Origin of the sequence: Phyllobacterium sp., from assembly GCF_037994405.1 — a bacterium.
In the GTDB taxonomy this organism is placed as follows: domain Bacteria; phylum Pseudomonadota; class Alphaproteobacteria; order Rhizobiales; family Rhizobiaceae; genus Phyllobacterium.
This window is the reverse complement of sequence record NZ_JBBNAN010000006.1, coordinates 1-24297: the sequence shown is the minus strand read 5'-3', so window position 1 is coordinate 24297 and position 24297 is coordinate 1. Positions and strand designations below refer to the sequence as shown.

The following is a 24297-nucleotide window of genomic DNA, read 5'->3' as shown; positions in this document are numbered from 1 at the left end:
TTGCAAAGGAAGTCCTGCCGAACCGGACGCCAAACCATGCGACGGTCCCCGGCTCCTCATTGACCAGCGGCAGTCCCGCACGGAGAAATGCAGCGACCTCCTCCTCTTTTCCGGGCCTTGCTTCAAGCGGCACATAAAGGGCGAATTTGACCATGATCATTCCTCCTTGAAAGTTGGATTTCATGTTCGAAAGACACACGGCAGCATCGATTGACTGAATACTACGCTCGTTCTGCAACGGTACAATTTCCGCTAGCATGCACCTTTTTGGCGGAACAGGGAACAGTCTGACTCGCAGTCACGTTCTCCACCCACTTTCGACGGTTCGGCGCGCGCTCGCGCTTCTCGCTGAGGACCTCCGTGCTGCCGAAACCGGTCTTATGCGGCTACTCGAAAGAGGCCATTGCATAGCCAATTTCAACGACACAAATGCCCTGGCCAATCGCATTAGAGTTGCTTCAGCCAAATGGTGGATCCTCCCTGTCTAATTTGATAATGCGAAGGCAGATTCCGCATTGCGGTAAGTGGTGCGCCGGACTGCATAATTAATTTCGATTTGCCGCGGCTTCGGAAATGCGCTTAGCTTTTTTCATATCGCCAGCCTGCGGGAACGGCGACCTACAATTCTGATGTGTTCTCGCCCGAACAGATGGGAGCGTGTCATGAGCTTTTTAGATCGAGACCGACGAATATTTACGACCACGGACTGGGAGATCATGCAGCGTGCTCACAATAAGGCGTCGCTGCTGCTGGATCGGTGTCCGAAGACAGATCTCCGCTGCAACGAACTTGCACGTGTCATCATGGTGATGTTCGAAAGCGGCATTCGCGATGAAGATGATCTGGCGGCAATGGCCGCAAATCGCGAGCTCAATTTTCTCGCAGTGCGAGGACATTTCCAGAAACCATTCCCGTTCGGAAATACCGGAAGGGTGGCGCGCCCGCCGCTGACCGAGCATTAGAGGATGGAAGATGACAATGCCGCCAATACCGTGAAGCGCCTCAGGCCATGTGCTCTTCTTTTTCCTCCAGCAATCGATGAGATCGATGTGAAGAATTGCCAATCGTTCCATGTTCTCGTCATTGGAGAGCGCAGCAAGGTGCTTTGTCAAAAAACCGCCGGTTGGCCAGGCCGGTCAGATAATCGTGCTTGGCGGCATACTCGATCTGGGCGGTGCTTGCTTCAAGCGCGAGAGTCCTTGCCTCCGCAATCGCCTTCTGGTGCGAAAGGTCGCGAGTCAACAAGACATCCTCCATCACGTCGCATTCTGCCCTATTGAACGTTCCTAAGGCACCATCCTGATAATAATGTGCTCTTGATCTGAGGTGGCGGACATCTCCATTCGGCAGGACTATTTTGAATTCGCAAAAGTAGTCACCCTTGCGTTGAATAGCTTCCTCAAAGTCCTGTTCCGCCCTCACGCGATCGTCGGGATGTATGGCATCGACACATTGCGCAGCCATGGCTTTCCTTTCCGTCGTATCGGAAGCGTCAGCCGGTGCATCTGCAGAGACCAGAGCACCTTCAAACGGATTTCGGTTCTCCGCCCCGCGCGAATTAATGCATCAACATGCAAGAAGCTTCACCCAGCTGTTGCGACTTGTTCAACGTCGCGTGGAGCGAACCATTCAATGCAACCAGAAGTATTTAAGATGCATCAAGCATATTCATAATTATTGGCCGCCGCTCACGGTTTGTTCATCCGTTTGGGCAAATCTGCTGTCGTCAAATCCTGGGGGTAGCGGGTATGAAAACGATGAAAGTGGTGGCAGCAACGATTGCCGTACTTCTGGCGCTGGTCGGGGCGGTCAGGGCAGATGAACTGAAGTTGAGGATCGCGACAGAAGGCGCTTATCCGCCGTTCAATTCTCTCGATGCCTCCGGCAATCTCGTCGGATTCGATGTCGATATCGCCAAGGCGCTTTGCTTGGAGATGAAAGCCACCTGCTCGTTCATCGCAGTTCCCTGGGATGACATCATCAACAGGCTTGAAAAGGACGAGTATGACCTCATCGTCGCCAGCATGTCCTTTACCGAGGAACGGGCCAGGAGGATGGAATATTCGGCGTCCTACTACCGTTCGCACTCGGCATTCGCCGGTGACCCAAGCCGATTTAACGACATATCTCCAGCGGCATTGAAGGGTTTTCGCATCGCGGCTGGCAGCAACACAATTCAATCGGAATATCTGCAGAAGACTTACCCCGATAGCAAGATTGCTCTGACGAAAGATGAGCCCGAAGCCCAGAGACTGCTGCAAGCGGGAGAGGTGGATCTGGTCCTTGCGGATTCCATCGATTTGATGACTTTCCTGCAATCGCCGGAAAACTCGAAGTTCGACTATGTGGGCGATCCAGTAACCAACGGTTTCCTCAAGAGTTCGGCACACATAACCGCCCATAAGGGCAACACCGAACTGATCAAGAAAGTCAATGATGCGCTCGATCAGCTTCGCCTCAACGGTACTTATGATCGCATCAACAACGCCTATTTTCCTTTCAGCATTTACTAGACCGGTTCAGGCATGAGCATACAGAAAAAAGGCATTCAGATCTCAATGGCGGCCGCTGGAAGGCTTCTCGTCGGATTTGTGCTTTTTTATGCAATCATCGCTGCGGGTTTTTCCATCGTCTTCCTGCGCAAGATCGAGAATGATGCTCGCTACACCCAGGAACAGCAACTACCGCTGGTGCTGAGCCAGAACCGCAATGCGATCAAGGTTGAACGTCTGGCCTCGCTCGCCCGATCGATCTATCTCGCCAAGGACCGGGAACTCGAGCGGCAGCTCCAGCTGCAGACCCATGTCCTCGCACAGAGTTTCACGCTCGATGAGAATGATGAGCTTGCCAAGGGCGTTCAGGACGTAGGTGCCCATGTCAAAAAGATCGTCGCGATCAGGGAACAAATACGCAGGATGGACGCGGGTTCCGGCATTGGTCCGGACCCGGCGATAAGGGCCGAACTCGAAAAGCAGGCCCTGGAGACTTATCAGAATGCGATGCGCACGACCGACAAGCTGAGCCAGGCCATCATCAGCGATGCAGCCGTTCTCGCCTACGGTATGTCCGGAGATATTCAACGAACAGCGAAAATGATCCAGATCGCCTGGGTCATCATCCTGACCCTGCCGGTGGTAACGGCGGTAGGCGCAATCTACGTTGTGGCACGACACATCATCAGCCCCATCAACTCGGCCATCGAAGGTCTTCAATCGATTGATCGTCACGAAAAGCGGGCATTCAAGCTTCGCCGCCCGCTGTTCCGCGAGTTGTCGACGATCTATGAGGCGATCGAGGCTTATGGGCGTGTATCGAGTGACCTCCTGCGGACGAATTCAATTCTCCAGGCCTTGTCGGAAGAGGACGGTTTGACCACCCTCGCCAACCGGAGGAGCTTCGAAAAGCGGCTCGGCGACGAGTTCACCAATGCTTTGCAGCGCGGGACGGACCTTGCAATCCTTATGGTGGATCTTGATCATTTCAAATCCATCAATGATCAGTATGGCCATCAGATGGGCGACACATGCCTGAAGATGACGGCGAATGTTCTGCGCAGCGTCTGTGCTGACCGCGAATGCCATGCGGCCCGCTATGGCGGTGAGGAGTTTTCGATTGTCTTTCCGGACTGCGATCTGGACAATGCAATCATCGAGGCGGAGAAAATCAGACTGTCCCTCAGCAGCCTGATCATCAAAACAAGCTATGATAAAGTCGTTCGCATCACCGCAAGCGTGGGCGTCGCCACAATCAAGAGCGCCAAATTCGAGACGTCAGCCCAGCTGCTCGAAAATGCTGACAGGGCTCTTTATCTGGCCAAACACAGCGGACGAAATATCGTCAAATCCCTTCCTTCATCCGGCCGGACGGATTTGAAATCCATAACCGCCTAAGCTCATGTAAGATGGGCATGTACGGCACAATCACGGGGGGATGATGTCATGCCAACACTCTATTCGATCAAGCCGGCATTTCAAAGCCTGCTGCGTCCCCTCGTCGGCCGCCTTGTCGCTATTGGCGCAACGGCCAACCAGGTGACTATCGCTGCAACGGTTCTATCCGTTCTTGCCGGGGTGTTGATTGCACTCTTTCCCGGAAATACCCCCCTCTTCTGGATATTGCCCATAGTGTTGTTTGTGCGGATGGCATTGAATGCGATTGACGGAATGATGGCGCGGGAGTTCGGCCAGGCGTCGAAACTCGGCGCTTATCTGAACGAGATCGGCGATGTGATATCCGATGTGGCGCTCATCCTGCCCTTTCTGCGGGTTGCACCATTTTCTGCACCGGGTGTGGTCGCATTCGCCATTGCCGCGCTGTTGGTCGAATATGCCGGTGTGCTCGGTGTGATGACAGGTGGCGGCCGCGCCTATGACGGTCCGTTCGGCAAAAGCGACCGTGCGCTTGCTCTTGGTATCATCGCGGCGCTGATCGGCAGTGGCGTCATTCTGCCGGCCTGGTTCGGCTGGGTTTTTCCGCTCATGGCAGCGCTATCGATTTATACCATGGTCAACCGCATCCGCGCCGGCCTTCGGCGTGCCAATTCGACGAATTCCTGAACTCGTTTATTCCGCCTGGAGCATATAATGCCTGCTCAATCCTATCCTGATCTTGCAATGGCCTGCACCGCGGAAGAGAAGGCTTTTTGCACCCATGATGGGACCGAACTCTTCTACCGCAAATGGCCCGCAAGGTCCGGCAAGGCGAAAGGCGCCATTGTGCTGCTGCATCGCGGACACGAACATGGCGGCCGTGTCGCCCATCTGGTCGAGGAACTCGGCCTTCCTGACTTCGCCTTCTACGCGTGGGACGCGCGTGGTCACGGCCGCTCGCCCGGAGTGCGCGGCTTTTCGCCCTCATTCGCTGCATCGGTGCGCGATCTCGACTGTTTTGTGCAACATATCAGCACTTCTGACGGATATCCCGTTGAGGATATGGCCGTTATTGCCCAGTCGGTCGGCGCTGTGCTGGCTGCGACCTGGGTGCATGACTACGCGCCGCCAATCCGCGCATTGGTGCTCGCATCGCCTGCCTTCAGCGTCAAACTCTACGTCCCTTTCGCTCGCGAGGGTATTTGGCTCTGGCAAAAGCTGAAGGGGCGGTTCTTCGTCAATTCCTATGTGAAAGCCAGATTTCTCACGCATGATCCGGAGCGGATCGCTTCCTTCGAAAGTGACCCGCTGATCACGCGTCCGATTGCCTCCAACATTCTGCTCGATCTCTACGACACCGCCGAGCGCATCGTCGACGACGCGCGGGCGATCATCGTCCCAACACAACTGCTGATCTCAGGCAACGACTGGGTCGTACGGCATGCGCCGCAACACCGCTTCTATGAAAATCTGGCCCATCCCTTGAAACAGCGGCATATTTTGAAAGGCTTCTTCCACGACACGCTGGGCGAAAAGGATCGCGCCATTGCCGTTGCACACGCTCGTCGCTTCATCGCCGATCGCTTTGCTGTAGAACCAGCGCCCCTTGATGTGACCAACGCCGACGAGACCGGCTTCACCCGCGATGAGTCAGACCGGCTCTCCTCACCATATGACCTTCTTTCGTTGAAGGGCCTTTACTGGGCTACGTACCGTGCTTCCATCCGATTCAGCGCGCTGTTTTCGAAAGGGCTGAAGACCGGCGTCAAGACCGGTTTCGATTCGGGTTCCACGCTCGACTATGTCTATGAGAACGAACCGCGCGGATTCGGGCCGGGCGGCAGGCTCATCGACCGCCGGTTCCTCGACGCCATAGGCTGGCGCGGAATCCGCCAGCGCAAGCTGCATATGGAGGAACTGATCGGCCTTGCACTTGCCCGCTTGCAAGATGCAGGCCGCTCAACGCACATGCTCGATATTGCCGCCGGTCATGGCCGGTATGTTCTAGATGCCATCGAGAAATCCGGCATCAAACCCGACAGCGTCCGTCTTCAGGACTATTCGCCGATCAACGTTGAAGCGGGAAGCAAGCTGATCGCTGAGCGGGGGCTGAAGGAAACCGCGAACTTTCACCAGGCCGATGCGTTCGATGGTGGCAGGCTCGCAGGCACGGTTCCATCGCCGGACCTGGCAATTGTCTCCGGCCTCTACGAGCTTTTCCCCGACAACAACCTGATCGAGCGCTCGCTTGGTGGTCTTGCAAAAGCGATGCAATCCGGCAGCCTCCTCTTATATACCAACCAGCCATGGCACCCTCAGCTGGAAATGATCGCGCGGGCGCTTACCTCGCATCGCGGTGGTCAGGCCTGGGTGATGCGACGTCGGACGCAGGCTGAGATGGACCAGCTGGTTGCCGCCGCAGGCTTCAAAAAGATCGATCAGCGTATCGATCAATGGGGTATCTTCACCGTTTCGATCGCAGAACGCCAATGACAGCAAGGAGCATTGCGCCCATCGGCGAATGGCGCTTCGATAAAGCCGTGGCAAAGCGCGCCATGCTATGTCTGCTCCTCCTCGCGCCGCTGTTCTACATCACCTATGGTGCAGCCAACTGGATCGCCTCGCAGCGCAGCAATGTTGCGAACATCACGTTCGCCTGGGAACATGGCATCCCCTTCATCGCGTGGACGATCTTTCCCTATTGGTCGATCAATCTGTTCTACGGCCTCTCACTGTTCTTAAACGACACAGCTGCCGACGTGGATCGGCTGGCGAAGCGCTACCTGACGGCGCAAGTCATTGCTGTCAGCTGCTTCATCCTCTTCCCGCTGACCTTCATCTTCCAGAAGCCGCCGACAAGCGGTGCATCCGGCTTTCTGTTCGATCTGCTGGGTGGCTTTGACAAACCTTTCAACCAGGCACCATCGCTGCACATCGCCCTGCTCGTCATCATCTGGACGCACTGGCGCCGGCGCCTCTCCGGCGTCATCCTGTGGGTCTGGCACGTCTGGTGCACGCTGATTGGCCTCTCCGTTCTGACCACGTATCAGCACCATTTCATTGACATCCCGACAGGTATGCTCCTCGGCCTCTTCGCCTTGTGGCTTTTTCCAGCCGATGCACCATCGCCACTGGCCACGTTCCGGCTGACCAGCAACGCAAGAGCCCGAACGATCGGCTTTCGTTACGCGATGGGTAGCCTGGCCTTTCTCCTGTTGATGCTTGCCGGGACCGGCTCCTCGGCGGCGTCCCTGTTCCTTCTCTGGCCGTCGCTGGCCCTCGCCATTGTTGCCGCCAGCTATTTCGGTTCTGGCGCCGATGTATTTCAGAAGGCTGCGGATGGTACGTTCTCCTTTGCCAGCCGATGGCTCCTCGCGCCCTACCGGCTCGGCGCCCTCGCCAACAGCTACCTGTGGACACGGAAGCTTGTCCCTTCCGTTCTCATTTGCCGCGGTGTCCATCTAGGGCGCCTGCCGAGGCGGTGGGAACAATCCTCCTTTGCCACGGTGATCGACCTGACCAGCGAATTGGCAAAACCATCTGATGTCGGGACGGACTGGCAATCATTTCCAACCCTCGACCTGCTTCCGGTATCCCGCACCGATCTTGAAAAGGCATCAGAAGCAATCGAATATGCCCGCCGTAAAGGGCCGGTCCTTGTCTGCTGCGCACTTGGCTTTCAGCGCAGCGCGGCCGCTGTTGGTGTCTGGCTTTTGCGCCACGGCTACGCAAAAAATGCTGCAGAGGCAATTGACCTGATTGAAGCCAAAGGCAGACGCATCCATCTGACAGAAGAGATGATTACCTTGGGGGAGGAAGGGGTGCACCATGGATGAAGATGCTGCAACATTCGCTGCCCGCCTGAAGCATCGGGCACATACTTATGGTTTCCTGACCTGCCTGCTGCTGGTTGCCTCATCGATCGTCGGTGACGCGGGCGGAAAACTGTTCAGCTGGCTCTGGCCGCTCATGATTGTTGGTGGGCTGATTACACTTTTTCTCGCCGTCTATCTCCGCTTCGATGCCGCGCTCTTTCATTTCATCGCCTCGCATGAGGATGAGACCGCCGGCTGCCGCGCCGCGGACGACCTGCTCGAACGCATGCATTTGCGCAAATGCCCGAAAGTGACGCGGCCGCTTCATGCGCGCATGGCGGGAACCAACCGCCGGCTGACGAGACTGCACCTTGCTTTTGCGTCTTTTCTTGCTCTATTCGCTGCAGTCACGGCCTATGGCTTGTGGACTGCCTAGAGTCCGTCTGGGGGGACGAAATGAACGCAAAACCACTACTGCGGCGCACCGCTGCCATGGCGCTTGCCGGGATGGCGCGGGCCATCACCGGCGTGCGCCCGATCTGGCAAGGCTGTGCGCCGTCAGGGCCGCAGCGCATCTATTTCGCCAACCATGCCAGCCATGGTGATTTCATCCTGTTGTCCTCATGCCTGCCGCCCGAAGAACGCGAGCGTACCCGTGCCGTCGCCGGAGCCGACTACTGGCGCAAGAACAGGATCCGGCATGTCCTCGCCCGCGATCTGCTCAACACCGTGCTTGTCGAACGAAACTGGGTGGAGCGCACCGAAGATCCGATGGTCATCATGCTGGACGCCCTGAAAGAAGGCCATTCCCTGATCATCTTTCCCGAAGGCACGCGTAACATGACCGAGGAGCCGCTTCTGCGCTTCCGCTCCGGTCTCTACAATCTCGCCTTCGCCTGTCCGGATGTGGAACTCGTTCCCTGCTGGATCGAGAACATGTCGCGTGTGCTGCCGAAAGGTGCATTCCTGCCTGTGCCGCTAATCTGCCGCGTCATCTTCGGTAAGCCCGTCGTCCTCGAACCCGGCGAAGACCGCCACGCCTTTCTGCACAGGTCGCGGCAGGCACTGCTCGACCTCAACCCGGAACATTTGAGGGCGCTCAATCATGGCTGAAACGGTCTGGCTGTTCCTCGGCCTTCTCGGCGTTCTGACTGTCGCCAGCGCCATCGCGACCGCACTGGGCTGGAAGAGCACGCGCAAGGGTGACGCGCTCCCTTCGACACTCGCCAATCTGAATTCGCGCATCAAGGCGTGGTGGATCATGATTGCCGCCATCTCCATTGCCTTCCTGTTCGGCAAGGGGGGTGTGATCCTGCTGTTCGCCTTCGTCTCGTTCGCCGCGCTGCGCGAATATGTGACGCTGACCCACACCAGGCGGGGCGATCACTGGATCCTGCTCGGCATGTTTCTGGTCGTTATCCCGGTGCAATATTACCTGCTCTGGATCGACTGGTACGGGCTCTACTCGATCTTCATCCCGGTCTATTGCTTCCTCGCCATGCCAGCGCTGACCGCGATTTCGGGCGATACGTCCCGGTTCCTCGAACGCGTCAGCGAGCAGCAATGGGGCATCATGCTCTCGGTCTATTGCATCAGCCATGTACCGGCTCTGCTGACGCTGCCTGTGACGGGCTTCGAGGGCAAGGGCTTGCTGCTCATCGCCTTCCTCATTGCCACGGTGCAGGGCAGCGACGTTCTGCAATATGTGTTCGGCAAGCTCTTCGGCAAGCACAAGGTGGCGCCGAAAATATCACCCTCCAAGACCTGGGAAGGCCTGATCGGCGGTATCATCAGCGCCTCGTTGCTCGGCGTTGCACTTTCCTGGCTGACGCCTTTTACGCTGCTGCAAGCCGGGCTGATGGCCGGGCTTGCCTGCATCATGGGGTTCTTCGGTGGGCTCGTCGCCTCGGCGATCAAACGCGATCGCGGCGTCAAGGACTGGGGTCATATGATCGAGGGTCACGGCGGCATGCTCGACCGGGCGGACAGCCTCGTCTTCGCCGCCCCGATCTTCTTTCATATGGTCCGCTATTTCTGGACCTAGAGCAGTTCCGCTCTGGCAAGATCGCGTAATAGATGGCTTGCGCCATAGGTCCATGGAGCACACTCGGTCGAAAGCCGGACGCGGTTCGACAGCGTGCCCAATGATGGCGTCGAGATGGAAACGACATCGCCAAGCCTGTGGGTGAAACCCTGGCCCGGACCATCGCGATCCTTGACCGGTGCAAACATGGTGCCGAGAAAGAGCACGAGCCCGTCCGGATACTGATGATGCCGCCCGATCGTTGCCTCGACCAGCGATTCCGGTGTTCGCGAGATCTTCGCCATGTTGGAACGACCGTCGAGCACAAAGCCGTCCTGACCCTCGACGCGCATGCTCAGCTCAGCCGCCTTCACCGTCTCGATGGTGAAATCGCTGTCAAACAGCCGAATGAAAGGCCCAACCGAGCCGGACGCATTATTGTCCTTGGCCTTGCCGAGCAGCAGTGCCGAGCGTCCTTCGACGTCGCGAAGGTTGACATCGTTGCCGAGCGTTGCGCCGACGATGCGTCCCGCACTTGAAACCACAAGCACGATTTCCGGCTCCGGATTGTTCCAGCTCGAAATCGGGTGCAGCCCGACATCGGCGCCGAAACCGACCGTCGACATCGGTTGACCCTTGGTGAAGATTTCCGCATCGGGTCCGATACCGACTTCCAGATACTGGCTCCAGACGCCGCGGGCGATGAGCGCTTGCTTGACTTGCATGGCAGAGGGGGAGCCGGGCACAATCTTTGAAAGATCCGCGCCTATAAGCTTCAAAACATCCTCGCGTAGCGAGTCCGCCCTGGCCTTGTCGCCCTTGGCCTGCTCCTCGATGACCCGCTCCAGCAATGACGCGACGAAGGTGACGCCCGACGCCTTCACCGCCTGCAGATCGATCGGCGAAAGCAATGCCGGGAGGGCCGGATCGAATTTATCGGTCCAGCTATTGGCAACAATTTCATCAACATCGCCAAGCTTCGTCCCAGTTGCACCGGCCACATAGGCAGCCGGGCTTTCGCGTTCGGCAATATCGCGCACCGTCGGCGCAGTCTTGCTCGTGATATCGAACACCGCGCCGTCCCGGACCGTAACGATCCTCGGATAGGCATGGCCGGGAATCCTTGCCCTTCCGACGAGAACACCAGAATTGGGGACGATCGTGTTTGGCATGGTTCAGGTTCCTGACTGTAGCGGTTCAGACTGAAGGGAAACGAAGGTTTTGCGGACCGCATTTATGCGGCAGAGCATCCGGCCAATCAAGACCAGGGGTTGCATTCTCTGACCGCGCATCTCCCCCTGACACGACGTGGTCAGGAGACCAGTCCGATTCTTTCGCAAGTGCCTTGCCATCTCATGCAAACACGGAGCTAGATCGGCAAAGCTGAACACAAGGACCTTTCATGACTCCGGCAGCAGGATATCGACTTGGACTGGTCCTTGTAACGGCTTCTGCCGTGGCCTGGAGCCTCGCCGGGCTGTTCACAAGGGTCATTCCCCTTGACAACTGGACGATCCTTGCCTGGCGGGGCGTCTTCGGCTCGCTGGGAATAGCTGCCGTGATGACCCTGACCGAAAAGGACCCGCTATGGAAAAGCTTCTCGGGCATTGGCCGTCCGGGTTGGCTCTTTGTCGCTGTGTCTGCTCTTGGGATGGTGTTTTTCATCACGGCGCTGAAAGAGACGACTGTTGCCCATGTCGCCGTCATATATGCGACAATCCCTTTCGTCGCGGCCGTCCTAGGCTGGCTCGTGATGGGAGAGAGATCGACCATCGGCGCAATCCTTGCCAGCGCAGCCGCCATGATCGGCGTCGTCATCATGGTTGGCCTTGGCGCAGAAGGCACCCTTTTTGGGGACTTGCTCGCCTTTGGCATGACCCTGTGCATGGCGGTGCTCATGGTCATCGTCAGGCGCGCCCCTGATATTTCGGTCATGCCTGCCGCCTGTCTTTCGGCTCTGGTCAGTTCACTTGTCTGCTGGCCCTTGGGCGATCCCCTCGCCGTATCGGCGCATGATCTCCTGCTCATCGCCTTGTTCGGCATCCTGGTTTCAGCTGTCGGCCTTGCCCTTTTCACCCTCGGAGCCAAACGTTTGCCGGCGATCGAAACAGCCCTGATCGGTTCCCTCGATGCGCCACTGGCACCCTTCTGGGTCTGGCTCGTATTCGATGAAGTGCCGAGCAAGAGCACGGTCCTCGGTGGCTCGATTGTCTTTGCCGCGGTGATTGCCCATGTCGTCATCGGGGCGTCGAACAAGGCCAAGGATCATCGATTGATGCAGGAAAAGGGCCTGTCCTGAATACTTCGGCCCGGCGCCAGGATTGCGGAAGAACTTGCATTGTCATTGCATGAGCGCGAATGTATGCCGACGACCGGTCGAAACTGCAGGTCACGCAAGGCACATGAACAAGATCGAACTGGACAAACAAGCCCGCGACAATTCGCGGGAGATTGCCGATGCCAATCCGGCCAGGCTTGGTACACGGCTGAAACTGGCGCGGCAGACACGCGGCCTCACGCTCAAAGCACTCTCCGAAGCGGCGAACTGCTCGGAAAGCCTCTTGTCCAAGATAGAAAATGGCAAGGCATCGCCTTCCCTCCCCATGCTGCATCGCCTCGTCCAGGTGCTGGAAACCAATATTGGCTGGATGTTCGAAGAATCCGATGGTGAGGAAGGCATCGTATTTCGCGCAGGAACAAGGCCGCTGATCGCGCTTGACCCGTTGCGGCGCGGCGAGGGTATCTCCCTGGAGCGGATCATCCCCTATTCGCAGGGACATTTGCTCCAGTGCAATATCCACCACATCGAGAAGGACGGCGCCAGCGCCGGCCCGATCCAGCATGCCGGCGAAGAGGTAGGTTATGTGCTGGCCGGCGAAGTCGAGCTCATCGTCGGCGAACGCCAGTTCCAGTTGGCAGCGGGCGATTCCTTTGTTTTCAATTCGGATCTGCCCCATCACTACCGTAATATCGGCGCCGAGCGTGCGAGCATTTTCTGGGTTAACACGCCGCCGACATTCTGAACCGGGAACCATCCGGTAACTGATTTTTCTAGCGAATTTCGATCGATGGATTTCATTCTTCAAATTACTTGACATACATTCAAGTCTCTTGAATGATGCCTCTGCGTTCAGTTTTACGTGGGCCTTAACATGGGCCGATTTAATCAGAAAAAAGGGGAATCGGAATGCATCTTACCAAGCTACTCTCCGGCTGTGCTGCAGCCATCGCCATCACACTTGCCGTCGGCTCGTCCGCCTTCGCTGATACATTCGCGCTCGTGACGATCAACCAGCAAGCGCTGTTCTTCAACCAGATTAATGAGGGCGCCCAGAAGGCCGCTGATGCTGCCGGGGCGAAACTCGTTATCTTCAACGCCAACAATGTTCCAAGCGCCCAGAACGACGCCGTGGAAAACTACATCACCCAGAAGGTTGACGGCATCATTCTCGTCGCCATCGATGTGAATGGTGTCAAGCCCGCCATTACCGCGGCGAAGGCCGCCGGAATTCCGGTCATCGCCATCGATGCACAGATTCCCGATGGTGATAATGTTGCGTTCGTCGGCGTCAACAACACGAAGGCTGGCGAAGACATCGGCAAGTTCTATGCCGATTATGTCAAAGCCAATATGAGCGGCACCGCCAAGATCGGCGTGATCGGCGCCCTCAATTCCTTTATCCAGAACCAGCGCCTGGACGGATTTAAGAAGGCGGTCGCGGACAGCGGCCAGAAAATCACCTTCCTCGATACGGTCGACGGCCAGAACGTCCAGGATGTTGCCCTGACCGCCGCCGAAAACCTGATGACCGCCAATCCGGATATGACGACGCTCTACGCGACGGGCGAGCCCGCGCTGGTCGGCGCCGTTTCGGCTGTTACGAGCCAGGGCCGTACCGGCGACGTCAAGGTCTTCGGATGGGACCTGACCAAGCAGGCTGTTGAAGGCATCGATGCCGGCTGGGTCACGGCCGTCGTGCAGCAGGATCCTGCCGGCGAAGGCAAGGCCGCCGTCGAAGCGTTGACCACGCTCAAGAAGGGTGGAAAAGTCGAGCCAATCATCAATGTGCCGGTAACAATCGTTACCAAGGAAAACGTCGATCAGTTCCGCGGCATGTTCAAATAGAACATGGCCAGCGTGGGCGCGGCCGCACATGCCGCGCCCCCTTGAACAGGGGGAAGCCCCCTCCCGAGACCATTTCAACCATTGGTATTGCGATGACCAACATTGACAGCGAAACATACCGGGTCCGTATGACCGGCATATCCAAGCGGTACAATACGATCCAGACGCTCGACGACGTCTCGCTGAGCCTCAAGCCCGGCGAAGTACTCGGCCTCGTCGGCGACAACGGCGCCGGCAAATCGACCCTGAGCAAGGTGCTCTCCGGAGCGGTCATACCGGATAAAGGCACGATCGAGATCGACGGCAAGGTCGTTACCTTTTCCTCGCCCGCCGATGCGCGGTCGGAACATGTGGAGATGGTCTATCAGGATCTCTCCCTGTGTGACACCGTCGACGTGGCCGGCAACATATTCCTCGGGCGCGAACCAAGGCGTAAGGTTATGGGCGTGCCGTTTCTCGACAAGAAGCGCATGCATGACGAAGCCCGAACCATGCTCGACCGCCTCGGCATCGTCATCGCCGACACACGGCTCAAGGTCGAAAACCTTTCCGGCGGTCAGCGCCAGTCCATCGCTATCGGTCGCGCTGCATCCTTCGAACCATCCGTCCTCATCATGGACGAACCGACAGCCGCCCTTGCAGTTGCCGAGGTCGAAGCGGTCCTTGACCTTATCCGCGCCGTCAGTGCGCGCGGCGTCAGCGTCATCCTCATCACCCACCGCCTGCAGGATCTGTTCCTTGTCTGCGACCGCATCCAGGTCATGTATGAGGGTCGCAATGTCGCCGAACGGCGGATCGAGGACACCAGCATCGAGGATGTGGTCAATCTCATCGTCGGGCGAAAATTCCAGGCCCGTTCGGCCCGTCAGGACAATGGAGCACGCCCATGAGTAAATCATCGACTTCCGGTGACAGTGCCGCGCTTCACCCCGTCGCCGCCCAATCGCGGGTGCGGGAAAGCACCCTGCGTGACCGCTTCATGGCCAATGGCAGCGTTGTTTCCATTGCGATCTTCTTTCTGGTGGTGTGCCTGCTGTTCTCGGTTATCACCGACGCGTTTCTGACGGCGCCAAACCTTCTCAACATCGTCCGGCAATCGGCTCCGCTCCTCATCGTTGCTGCCGCCATGACCTTCGTCATCACCACCGGTGGCATCGACCTCTCGGTCGGTTCCGTGCTGGCACTGGTTGCCACACTGTCGGCTGTCACGCTACAAGCCGGCCTGCCCTGGCCATTGGTCATCGTCGCCATGCTGCTGCTGGGCGCTACCGTCGGTGCGATCCAAGGTTTCTTCATCGCCTATGAGCGCATCCCGGCCTTCATCGTCACCCTTGCCGGCCTGTCGGTCATCCGTGGCATCGCCCTCCTCATCACCGGCGGTTATTCCATTCCGGTCGAAGCGACGAGCCCCTTCACGGTCATTGGCCGCGCCTGGTTCCTCGGCGTGCCCGTGCCAGCGCTGATCGCACTGGTGGTGCTGGTTGTTGCATACCTCGCGTTCAACGAGACACGGTTCGGCCGTTACGTCACCGGCATTGGTGCCAATGCTGAAGCAGTACGCCGCGCTGGCGTGGATACCCGTCTGACGACCTTGATGGTCTATGTCCTCTCCAGCACTGCCGCTGCCGCCGCCGGCATCATTCTTGCCGCTCGTCTCGGCTCGGGTTCATCCAATGCCGGACAAGGCTTCGAGCTTGAGGTCATCGCTGCTGTCGTCTTGGGCGGAACGAGCTTGTTTGGCGGCCGGGGCACGCTCGTTGGCACCGTCCTCGGTGCCATGACCGTAGCGGTCATCGCCAACGGACTGATCCTCGCGCACATGTCGCCGTTCCTGACGCCGATTGTCACCGGCACGATTATCCTCATCGCGATCTGGCTGAACTTCCGCCTGTTTCGCGGTGCGATCCGGAGCCGCTGACCATGGGTCTCGACTTTGATAACGCCGCACGCGGCAGGGCACCTGTCGGCGTCAAATCCGGAACGGTCATGACGGTTCAGGGTCCGCTGCCGGTGGCAGAAATGGGTATTACCCTGATGCACGAGCACATCCTGCTCGATGGCGCGCGTACATGGAAATGCCCCTGCCATCCGGATGAACTCGCCATTGCCGAACAGCCGGTCTCGATCGAGATCATCGGCGAACTGCGCATGAACCCCTATGTCAACCGGGACAATGTTTCGCTCACCGACACCGATCTTGCCCTGAGCGAACTCAAGCGCTTTCAGATCCTCGGTGGTCATACGGTGGTCGATCCGACCAATTTCGGTATCGGCCGCGATCCCGCGAAGCTGCGACGCATCTCGCGCATGGCCAATCTAAAGATCGTCATGGGTTCGGGTTTCTATCTGCAGCACACACATCCCGAATGGCTGAAAAACATGGATGTCGACGCGGTCACTGAGTTTCTCGTCAATGATATCGGCGGCGGTGAGACACAGCCGGAGATCATGGCGGGTATTATTGGCGAAGTGGGCGTCAGCAAGGATTTCACGGCAGAGGAGCGCAAGTCCCTGCGTGCCTCCGCTCGTGCGTCCCGAATTACCGGCGTGCCCCTGTCGATCCACCTTCCCGGCTGGGAAAGACTGGCAAATGAAGTCCTCGACATTGTCGAAGAAGAAGGCGCCGACCTGAAGCACACGGTGCTCTGCCATATGAACCCCAGTCATGAGGATCTCGCTTATCAGGCCGGCCTCGCCCGGCGCGGCGCATTTCTCGAATATGACATGATCGGCATGGACTATTACTACGCTGATCAGGACGCGCAGTCGCCATCGGACGAACAGAATGCCCGCGCCATTCGCTCGCTCGTCGATATGGGCTATGGCGACCGCGTATTGTTGTCGCAGGATGTGTTCCTGAAGATGATGCTGACGCGTTTCGGCGGCTTCGGCTATGGCTATGTACTCAAGCATTTCGTGCCTCGGCTGAAGCGTCACGGCGTCGATGCGGAAACCATCGACCGCATGCTGACCGACAATCCCAGATCCGTATTTTGCACGGCGGCGTGATAGCCGCGCTCATAATTCTGAAGGAGTTTTCATGTCCAAACACAAGGTTCTACTCGCCGGCGAATCGTGGGTGTCCACCGCCACCCACATCAAGGGCTTCGACCAGTTCCCGACAGTCACCTACCATACCGGTGCCGATGAACTGCTCAAGGCGCTGAAGGACAGCGATTTCGACGTGAAATTCATGCCGGCGCATGAAGCGCAGCGCGATTTTCCCCAGACCATCGAAGCCCTGTCGGAATATGATGCGATCATCCTTTCCGATATCGGAGCCAACACCTTGCTCCTGCATCCCGACACCTGGATCCATTCGAAGACCACACCAAACCGCCTGCGTCTTTTGCGTGACTATGTCCGCAGCGGCGGTGCACTCTTGATGTTCGGCGGTTATTATAGCTTCCAGGGCATCAATGGCGGCGCGCGCTACCACAAGACCCCGGTCGAGGAAGTACTGCCCGTCTCCTGCCTGTCCGTTGATGATCGTGTCGAGGTCCCCGAAGGTTTCACCCCTGTCGTGGCCGGCGCTGCCAGCCATCCAATCCTGCAGGGTTTGGGCAAGGACTGGCCGGTGCTGCTCGGCTACAATGAGGTCACGGTAAAGGACGGCGCTGAAGTGCTGGCAACCGTCTCCACCGATTACGGTTCCCAGCCGCTGCTCGTCACGGGCACCTATGGCAAGGGCCGTACGCTGGCCTGGACCTCCGACGTCGGGCCGCACTGGCTGCCTTCGGATTTCATCGCGTGGAAGGGTTACAAGACGCTGTTCGAGCAGATGCTGGCCTGGTCGATTGCAAAGGACTGACTGATGCGCGTGCACGTAGCCGGCAATGTCTGCATTGATACCACCTTCTGCCTCGATCGATTTCCCGTCGCAGGCGAGACGCTCAATGCGTCCGCCTATTCAGACGGGCTTGGCGGCAAAGGTGCCAACCAGGCATTGGCGGCCGCGCGCACGGGGGTGACCGTGATGCTCTGGGCGGCAATCGGCAATGATGTCGACAGCGCCCGCATCCGTGCGATGTTGCATAATGAAGTCGATACCAGCCACCTCACCCGGCTCGACCTGCCGAGTGACCGCTCCACCATCGTGGTTGATGCGGCGGGTGAAAACTTCATCGTCAGCGGCGTATCCTGCGCAACCGCCTTTGATCCGCTGGCAATGACGGAAATGCAGGCATCTATCCATCCAGGCGATCTCTTCGTCGTGCAGGACAACCTCCGCCCGGCCGTAACCAATGACTGCCTTGAGGCAGCAAGGCGCAAAGGCGCCCGGACAATCTTCAATCCGAGCCCGCTTTCAGGTGGACAGGCCCCAGAGCTCGATCAGGTTGACTACGTTGTCGCCAATCGCGGCGAAGCCGCACAGATCACCGGATGTACCGACGCCGCGCTCGCCGCGGCTGCCATGCTTGATCGTGGCGCACGCTCGGCCATTGTAACACTTGGCAGCGAAGGCTGCCTTCTGCTGGAGAGGGGCACGACAAGTCCCTTGACCATCGCCGCCCCGCAGGTTTTTGCCGTGGACACGAGCGGTGCAGGCGACGTGTTCTGCGGTGTGTTTGGCGGATGCCTCGCCAGGGACCTCAGTCCGGTCACAGCTTTGCGCATTGCCGTCGCCGCGTCCGCCATTTCCGTGACACGTCCCGGAACGCTTCAATCCTGCCCCACCCCGGCCGAAATCGCGGCCCTCATTCAAGACATTGAAATGGAACCATCATGAGCGACACGTCAAAACCAATCGGCCAGAGCGCCGGTGATGCGATCCTTTCCATATTCGGGCGGACCAAGGTCGTGATCGGTGTCGTCCACCTTGCCCCTCTGCCTGGTGCGCCACGCTATAATGGCGAAGCCGTTGAAGACATCTACCAGCGCGGTCTCGATGATGCGCGCGCCTATCTTCATGGCGGCTGTGACGGCGTCATCATCGAAAATCATGGCGACGTACCCTTCGCCAAACCTGACGACATTGGCCATGAAACCGCATCACACATGGCCGTAGTCTCCGATCGCATTCGCCGCGAGCTCGGCCGCCCGATTGGCATTAATGTACTTGCCAATGCCGCGATTCCCGCACTGGCGATTGCCAGTGCCGCCGGTGCCGGCTTTGTGCGCGTCAATCAGTGGGCCAACGCCTATGTGGCCAATGAAGGCTTCATAGAAGGCGAGGCCGCCCGCGCCATGCGCTACCGGGCCCAGCTTCGGGCCAACGGTATCCGCATTTTTGCCGATGCGCATGTCAAGCACGGCGCCCATGCCATTGTTGCCGATCGCCCCGTCGAAGAACAAGTGAAGGACCTGGTCTTCTTCGATGCCGATGCGGTGATTGCCACCGGCCAACGTACAGGCCACGCCGCCGAGCTCGGCTATATAAAGATGATCAAGGAAGCCTCGGGCTTACCGACGCTTGTCGGCAGCGGCGTCACCCCCGAGAACGCCAATGATATTCTAGGCATCGTCGACGGTGTGATCGTCGCTAGTTCGCTCAAATATGATGGCGTCTGGTGGAACCAGGTCGAGCCGGCGCGGGTGAGCGCCTTCATCGCCGGCCTGACGCGATGAATGCAACGGTTGCGATTAATGCGGGCCGGTTGCTTGGCAGGCTGGAGAGTTTCGCCCGGATTGGCGCAACGCCGGCCGGCGGCGTCAACCGCCAGGCCCTTTCACCGGAAGATCGGCGTGCCCGGGCGAAACTCGCGCAATTGGCTGCAGATCGCGGCTTTGCGGTGTTTCAGGACACAATGGCCAATCTGTTCATTCGCAGGGAGGGGCAGTCGGCCGACCATCCGCCATTCCTGATCGGCAGCCATCTCGACAGCCAACCGATGGGCGGACGTTTTGACGGCGCGCTGGGCACGCTTGCCGCCTTCGAGGTGCTGGAGTCATTGGACGACGCCGAGATCCAGACGCCTGTCGCTGTGGAAATGGTCGCCTGGACCAATGAGGAAGGCAGCCGTTTTTCTCCGGGCGCCATGGGCTCAATGGCTTTCGCCGCCGGCGCAATTCCAGCCGATTGGCTTAACGTGCAATCGACGGATGGCAAACTTTTCCAAGACGAACTGACCAAGACGCTCGACGCCCTGCCGCAAGCAATTAAGCGTCCGCTGGGCACGGCAGTGTCAGGTTATCTCGAACTGCATATCGAACAGGGTCCCTCGCTCGAGCGCGAGGACATACCGATCGGCATCGTCCATGGCATTCAAGGCACGCGCTGGCTCGAAGTTGTAATGACCGGACAAACGGCGCATGCCGGTACAACACAGCTATCGTTTCGCCGTGATCCGCTTGTTGGAGCGACCGAGGCAATGCAGACACTCTACGGTTCGATCATGCCGAATGACGAACAGGCGCGGCTGACTATAGGTCGCATTTCGGTCGAGCCGGCATCGATCAATGCCATTCCCGGTAAAGTGTCCTTCAGTGTCGACCTCCGCCATCCGCAAGCATCGGAGCTCGCCCGGCTGGAAGATCTTGTGCGGGCTGTTTGCGAGGAGAAGGCCTCGGCACTCGGTTGCCAAGCAATGGTCCGGCGCACTTTCGATATGCCTCCCGCGCAGTTCTCACCAACCCTGCTTCAGGCGGTCGAACATGCGGTATCCCGCCTCGGCGTTCCCTATAAGCCGATGCTCTCCGGCGCTTTTCACGATGCGCTGTTCCTTGCGCGTGTCACGGATGCTGCGATGATATTCGTGCCCTGCCGCGACGGCCTCAGTCACAACGAGGCGGAATACGTCAAACCCGAACACTCCGCACTGGGCGCACAAGTGTTACTGGAATCCACGCTGACGGCGCTCGGTGTGAGCTGAAACTACGATACGGCTTTCCGCCTGCGCGAGCCTTTGCATGAATCGCGGCGGCTGCCCAAAGGCGCGGAGAAAGGCGCGGCGCATCCGCTCGCGATCGCCAAAGCCGGCGTCGCGGGCGATGGTATCGATGGGTATGCGTCCGGACTCGATCATCAGCCGTGCAGCCTCGACACGCAGGTTCTCGATGGCCTTGGCGGGTGATTGCCCGGTTTCCGCGTGGAACGCCCGGCTGAATTGGCGCGCACTGAGATGCGCCACCTCCGCCAGCTGCTCGACCGACAATTCCTTGTGCAGGTTTTCCTTGGCATAGGCGAGCGTGGTCTGAATGCGGTCCGACTTCGGATTGAGCTCCAGCAAAGCCGAATATTGCGACTGCCCGCCCGTACGGCGATGATAGACCACGAGCTTCTTGGCGACCGATTTCGCCAGCTCGACGCCCATATCCTTCTCGACCAGCGCCAGGGCCATATCGATGCAGGACGTCATGCCTGCAGAGGTCCACACGGGGCCGTCAATGATGAAGATGCGGTCTTCCTCCATCTTGACCTTAGGATAGGTGCGTTGGAAATCTCGCGCGTGGAACCAGTGTGTCGTCGCGCGGCGCCCGTCGAGCAGCCCGGCTTCGGCCAGGATGAAAGCGCCCGTGCAGATCGAGCCTATGCGCCGCGACCTCGGTGCAACGTTCTTGAGGAAGGCGACAATGCCGGGTGACACCGGCTCGATATGATTATTGCCGACGACCAGCACTGTATCAAAATCCGTGTCGCTGAAGGGCAGCGTATCGACAGCAAAACCCGCTGAGCAAGCGACCGGACCACCCGCTTCGGATAGCAGGCTGATCTCATATACCGGCTCATCCACGGCGAGATTGGCGAACTCGAAAACTGTCGTCGCCGCGAGGTCCAGGACCTGGAAGCCGGGAAACAGGATGATGCCAATGTTCTGCATCGGACGCGCTCCGCGAATGTCCTAAAAGGTGGTATATTTGACATTTATGCCGTCTGCTTACGCCTGTAGACTGCTCTTCGTCAACAACAATCAATGGAGCAGGCAATGTCCCCAACCTCGAACAAGGGCACAGCCCTCATCACAGGCGCATCATCAGGCATCGGCGCCATCTATGCCGATCGCCTTGCCCGGCGCGGCTACGACCTCATCCTTGTCGCCCGCAACCGCGAGCGCCTGGACAACCTTGCCGCGCGTCTCACAACGGATAAAGGCCGAGCAGTTGAGGTCGTTGCCGCCGACCTCGGTACCGATGGAGGTATCGCCCGCGTCGAGGAAATCCTGCGCACGGATGCCAGCATCAGCATGCTTGTCAACAATGCAGGCGTCGGTGCCTCAGCTCCTCTCCTGCAGTCCGACCCTGCAAAAATGCATGCAATGATAATGCTGAACGTGGTGGCGCTGACCCGTCTCACCGAAGCGGCAGCGCCACAATTCGTCGAGCGCAGTTCCGGGACGATCATTAATATCTCGTCAATCGTCGCCATCTCTCCGGAACTGCTGAATGGGGTCTATGGAGGCACCAAGGCCTTCGTCCTCGCCTTCAGCCAGTCGCTTCACCATGAGCTTGCCACCAAGGGCGTTCGCGTCCAGGTCGTCCTCCCTGGAGCCACAAGCACAGAATTCTGGGACATCGCAGGTCTGCCGGTCAGCAACCTGCCCGAGGCAATCGTGATGTCGGCCGCGGACATGGTGGATGCCGCCCTTGCCGGCCTCGATCAGGACGAACTGGTAACGATCCCCTCTCTGCCGGATATCGCTGACTGGAATGCCTTCGATGCCGCGCGTCGCGCCCTCGGTCCGAACCTCTCGCACCGCCGTCCCGCCCAACGCCTGCTGGCGAGCTGACCGGTTCTCCAAAAAATATCGTCCTCCTTGTCGATTTTGTGAAACCTCGCTCGACGTTACAGTAGAGCCCGGTTTCACAACCCACGGGATAAGCCGGCGGCCCGGCTCCCAACAGTTGGAGAACGACAATGCGATTCATGAATCTGGTCAAGGCAAGCAAGGATTCAGAAGCAGGCGTCATGCCGCCCGAGGAAATCTTCACCGCCATGGCGGATTATCACGAGCAATTGGCCAAGGCCGGCGTCTTGCTGGACGGCAACGGTCTGCATCCGAGTTCCAAGGGCTGGCGAATCGAATATTCCGGCGGCAAGCGCCGCATCATCGACGGGCCCTTTGCGGAAACCAAGGAGCTTGTCGCCGGCTACACGATCATCCAGGTGAAGACCAAGGAAGAGGCCATCGAATGGGCCAATCGCTTTCCCAATCCGCATTTGGAAGATGGCTCTATCGAAATTCGCCAGCTGTTCGAACTGGAGGATTTCGGTGAGAGCCAAGCCATTGACCGCTTTCGCGACATGGGCGTCGGCAAGGGGCAATGACACCTACCAACTGACCTTGCAAGAAAAGCTGCAAGGTGCTGTTGTCGGTAGCCATGACGGCTACCGACACACATCGCGCCATCGAGGCGGTCTGGAAGATCGAACAGGCAAAGATCATTGCCGGCCTCGCGCGCATCGTGCGCGACGTCAGCCTCGCCGAGGAATTCGCCCAGGACGCGCTGATCGCCGCGCTAAGGCGTTGGCCGGACGAAGGCGTCCCGCGCAACCCCGCAGCCTGGCTTATGGCTGCTGGAAAACGCCGGGCCATCGATCACTTCCGCCGTACAAAGATGCTGGAACGCAAGCATGGGGAACTCGGCTACGATGCCGAACTGGATCAGGCCGAAATGCCCGATTTCGACACGGCGCTCGACGACGACATAGGCGATGACCTGCTCAGTCTGATCTTCACCGCCTGCCATCCGGTCCTATCCACTCAAGCCCGCACCGCATTGACGCTTCGCCTCATCGGCGGGCTGACCACCGAAGAGATTGCCCGGGCTTTCCTCATTCCGGAATCGACAATGGCCCAGCGCATCGTTCGCGCCAAGCGAACGCTTTCGGAGGCTCAGGTGCCTTTCGAAGTGCCGCACGGGACCGACCGTGCCGCACGACTGGGCTCGGTACTCGAAGTTCTCTATCTCATCTTCAACGAAGGCTATTTGGCGACGGCCGGTGACGACTGGATCAGGCCCCAACTTGCGCAGGAAGCCATGCGCCTCGGCCGCATTCTTGCCGGGCTCGCTCCTGACGAACCGGAAGTGAATGGTCTTGTTGCGCTGATGGAGATCCATGCCTCGCGGTTCGATGCGCGGGTCGATCCCGCCGGCGTACCCATCCTCCTGCTTGACCAGAACCGTGCGCGCTGGGATCAGCTCCTGATCCGGCGTGGGCTTGCAGCGCTCACCCGCGCCGAATCGCTCACCGGCACACCCGGTCCATACACGCTCCAGGCTGCCATCGCCGCTTGCCACGCCCGTGCGTATACGTCGGAAGAAACGGACTGGAAACGCATTGCCGCCCTCTATGAAAATCTCACCCGGCTGATGCCTTCGCCAGTCGTTGAGCTCAATCGCGCTGTGGCGCTGGCGATGGCCTATGGCCCCGCAGCCGGACTGGAGCTCGTCGATCTGTTGCTGCCCGAACCGTCTTTGCAGTCCTACCACCTGCTGCCTGCCATTCGCGGCGATCTCCTCGAGAAGCTCGACCGCAACGATGAAGCCCGCACAGAATTCGAACGCGCCGCCAATCTGACACGA

General features: G+C 58.8%; 25 protein-coding genes and 2 pseudogenes. 22 read left to right on the top strand and 5 right to left on the bottom strand.

From position 1 onward, the window contains the following. Window positions 1-154, bottom strand: a pseudogene (locus AAAC48_RS00455) (antibiotic biosynthesis monooxygenase); the annotation flags it as partial. Window positions 155-662: 508 nt separating this feature from the next. Between AAAC48_RS00455 and AAAC48_RS00450 the strand changes: the two are divergent. Beyond that, window positions 663-962: a hypothetical protein gene (locus AAAC48_RS00450; protein ID WP_340652277.1), complete on the top strand. Its 300-nt coding sequence runs from the start codon at window positions 663-665 to the stop codon at window positions 960-962. Window positions 963-1080: 118 nt separating this feature from the next. Here AAAC48_RS00450 and AAAC48_RS00445 read toward each other — a convergent pair whose 3' ends face one another. Beyond that, window positions 1081-1245, bottom strand: a complete 165-nt coding sequence (locus AAAC48_RS00445; RefSeq protein ID WP_340652281.1) for a hypothetical protein — start codon at window positions 1243-1245, stop codon at window positions 1081-1083. Between the two features lie 111 nt (window positions 1246-1356). Then, window positions 1357-1464 (bottom strand): annotated as a pseudogene (locus tag AAAC48_RS00440) (hypothetical protein); the annotation flags it as partial. Between the two features lie 284 nt (window positions 1465-1748). Here AAAC48_RS00440 and AAAC48_RS00435 point away from each other — a divergent pair. The 8 genes from AAAC48_RS00435 to AAAC48_RS00400 are packed head-to-tail and all read left to right on the top strand — an operon-like array spanning window position 1749 to window position 9728. Further along, window positions 1749-2513, top strand: a complete 765-nt coding sequence (locus AAAC48_RS00435; protein WP_340652276.1) for a transporter substrate-binding domain-containing protein — start codon at window positions 1749-1751, stop codon at window positions 2511-2513. 12 nt (window positions 2514-2525) lie between these two features. Further along, window positions 2526-3890 carry a GGDEF domain-containing protein gene (locus AAAC48_RS00430; RefSeq protein ID WP_340652275.1) on the top strand — a complete coding sequence of 455 codons (1365 nt, stop codon included), beginning with the start codon at window positions 2526-2528 and terminating at the stop codon, window positions 3888-3890. 48 nt (window positions 3891-3938) lie between these two features. After that, window positions 3939-4556: a CDP-alcohol phosphatidyltransferase family protein gene (locus tag AAAC48_RS00425; RefSeq protein ID WP_340652274.1), complete on the top strand. Its 618-nt coding sequence runs from the start codon at window positions 3939-3941 to the stop codon at window positions 4554-4556. Between the two features lie 27 nt (window positions 4557-4583). Further along, entirely contained in the window at window positions 4584-6362 is a 1779-nt protein-coding gene (locus tag AAAC48_RS00420; RefSeq protein WP_340652273.1) for a bifunctional alpha/beta hydrolase/class I SAM-dependent methyltransferase, read from the top strand. Next, window positions 6359-7705: a phosphatase PAP2/dual specificity phosphatase family protein gene (locus tag AAAC48_RS00415; RefSeq protein WP_340652272.1), complete on the top strand. Its 1347-nt coding sequence runs from the start codon at window positions 6359-6361 to the stop codon at window positions 7703-7705. The genes AAAC48_RS00420 and AAAC48_RS00415 overlap by 4 nt, the downstream gene beginning before the upstream one ends. Beyond that, window positions 7698-8120, top strand: a complete 423-nt coding sequence (locus tag AAAC48_RS00410) for a hypothetical protein (protein ID WP_340652271.1) — start codon at window positions 7698-7700, stop codon at window positions 8118-8120. The genes AAAC48_RS00415 and AAAC48_RS00410 overlap by 8 nt, the downstream gene beginning before the upstream one ends. A gap of 20 nt (window positions 8121-8140) precedes the next feature. Further along, entirely contained in the window at window positions 8141-8797 is a 657-nt protein-coding gene (locus AAAC48_RS00405; RefSeq protein WP_340652270.1) for a lysophospholipid acyltransferase family protein, read from the top strand. Then, window positions 8790-9728, top strand: a complete 939-nt coding sequence (locus tag AAAC48_RS00400; RefSeq protein WP_340652269.1) for a phosphatidate cytidylyltransferase — start codon at window positions 8790-8792, stop codon at window positions 9726-9728. The genes AAAC48_RS00405 and AAAC48_RS00400 overlap by 8 nt, the downstream gene beginning before the upstream one ends. On the opposite strand, the gene AAAC48_RS00395 is transcribed toward AAAC48_RS00400, so the two are convergent. Beyond that, on the bottom strand, window positions 9725-10879 hold the full coding sequence (locus tag AAAC48_RS00395; protein WP_340652268.1) for a fumarylacetoacetate hydrolase family protein: 1155 nt from the start codon (window positions 10877-10879) through the stop codon (window positions 9725-9727). The two genes, AAAC48_RS00400 and AAAC48_RS00395, sit on opposite strands and share 4 nt — an antisense overlap. A gap of 230 nt (window positions 10880-11109) precedes the next feature. Here AAAC48_RS00395 and AAAC48_RS00390 point away from each other — a divergent pair, with 230 nt between their 5' ends. The 10 genes from AAAC48_RS00390 to AAAC48_RS00345 all read left to right on the top strand — a co-directional run bounded on the left by AAAC48_RS00390 (window position 11110) and on the right by AAAC48_RS00345 (window position 20645). After that, the gene (locus AAAC48_RS00390) at window positions 11110-12006 is read left to right on the top strand and encodes a DMT family transporter (RefSeq protein WP_340652267.1); all 897 of its coding nucleotides are present in this window, start codon (window positions 11110-11112) and stop codon (window positions 12004-12006) included. Window positions 12007-12109: 103 nt separating this feature from the next. Beyond that, window positions 12110-12730: a cupin domain-containing protein gene (locus AAAC48_RS00385; RefSeq protein WP_340652266.1), complete on the top strand. Its 621-nt coding sequence runs from the start codon at window positions 12110-12112 to the stop codon at window positions 12728-12730. A 164-nt stretch (window positions 12731-12894) separates the two neighbouring features. Next, window positions 12895-13833, top strand: a complete 939-nt coding sequence (locus tag AAAC48_RS00380; RefSeq protein WP_340652265.1) for a substrate-binding domain-containing protein — start codon at window positions 12895-12897, stop codon at window positions 13831-13833. A gap of 92 nt (window positions 13834-13925) precedes the next feature. After that, window positions 13926-14723, top strand: coding sequence for an ATP-binding cassette domain-containing protein (locus tag AAAC48_RS00375; RefSeq protein ID WP_340652264.1), 798 nt, complete (start codon window positions 13926-13928; stop codon window positions 14721-14723). Between the two features lie 89 nt (window positions 14724-14812). Beyond that, complete coding sequence (locus tag AAAC48_RS00370) at window positions 14813-15751, top strand: ABC transporter permease (RefSeq protein WP_340652280.1); 939 nt, start codon at window positions 14813-14815, stop codon at window positions 15749-15751. A 2-nt stretch (window positions 15752-15753) separates the two neighbouring features. Then, window positions 15754-16842, top strand: a complete 1089-nt coding sequence (locus tag AAAC48_RS00365; protein ID WP_340652263.1) for a phosphotriesterase-related protein — start codon at window positions 15754-15756, stop codon at window positions 16840-16842. A 31-nt stretch (window positions 16843-16873) separates the two neighbouring features. Then, the gene (locus AAAC48_RS00360; RefSeq protein ID WP_340652262.1) at window positions 16874-17644 is read left to right on the top strand and encodes a glutamine amidotransferase; all 771 of its coding nucleotides are present in this window, start codon (window positions 16874-16876) and stop codon (window positions 17642-17644) included. 3 nt (window positions 17645-17647) lie between these two features. Next, window positions 17648-18562, top strand: a complete 915-nt coding sequence (locus AAAC48_RS00355) for a ribokinase (RefSeq protein ID WP_340652261.1) — start codon at window positions 17648-17650, stop codon at window positions 18560-18562. Beyond that, a complete protein-coding gene (locus AAAC48_RS00350; protein WP_340652260.1) occupies window positions 18559-19401 on the top strand; it encodes a BtpA/SgcQ family protein in 843 nt (280 codons plus the stop codon). Before AAAC48_RS00355 ends, AAAC48_RS00350 begins: the two co-directional genes overlap by 4 nt. Then, the gene (locus AAAC48_RS00345; RefSeq protein WP_340652279.1) at window positions 19398-20645 is read left to right on the top strand and encodes a Zn-dependent hydrolase; all 1248 of its coding nucleotides are present in this window, start codon (window positions 19398-19400) and stop codon (window positions 20643-20645) included. Before AAAC48_RS00350 ends, AAAC48_RS00345 begins: the two co-directional genes overlap by 4 nt. Here AAAC48_RS00345 and AAAC48_RS00340 read toward each other — a convergent pair. Beyond that, complete coding sequence (locus AAAC48_RS00340) at window positions 20607-21593, bottom strand: GlxA family transcriptional regulator (RefSeq protein ID WP_340652259.1); 987 nt, start codon at window positions 21591-21593, stop codon at window positions 20607-20609. The genes AAAC48_RS00345 and AAAC48_RS00340 overlap by 39 nt on opposite strands. Window positions 21594-21698: 105 nt before the next feature. Between AAAC48_RS00340 and AAAC48_RS00335 the strand changes: the two genes are divergently transcribed. From AAAC48_RS00335 to AAAC48_RS00325, 3 genes are all read left to right on the top strand, one after another. Beyond that, window positions 21699-22499 carry an SDR family oxidoreductase gene (locus tag AAAC48_RS00335; RefSeq protein ID WP_340652258.1) on the top strand — a complete coding sequence of 267 codons (801 nt, stop codon included), beginning with the start codon at window positions 21699-21701 and terminating at the stop codon, window positions 22497-22499. Between the two features lie 128 nt (window positions 22500-22627). Continuing rightward, window positions 22628-23038, top strand: coding sequence for a YciI family protein (locus tag AAAC48_RS00330; RefSeq protein ID WP_340652257.1), 411 nt, complete (start codon window positions 22628-22630; stop codon window positions 23036-23038). A 53-nt stretch (window positions 23039-23091) separates the two neighbouring features. After that, window positions 23092-24297, top strand: a 1206-nt coding sequence (locus AAAC48_RS00325) for an RNA polymerase sigma factor (RefSeq protein WP_340652278.1), incomplete at its 3' end; no start/stop codon positions are given.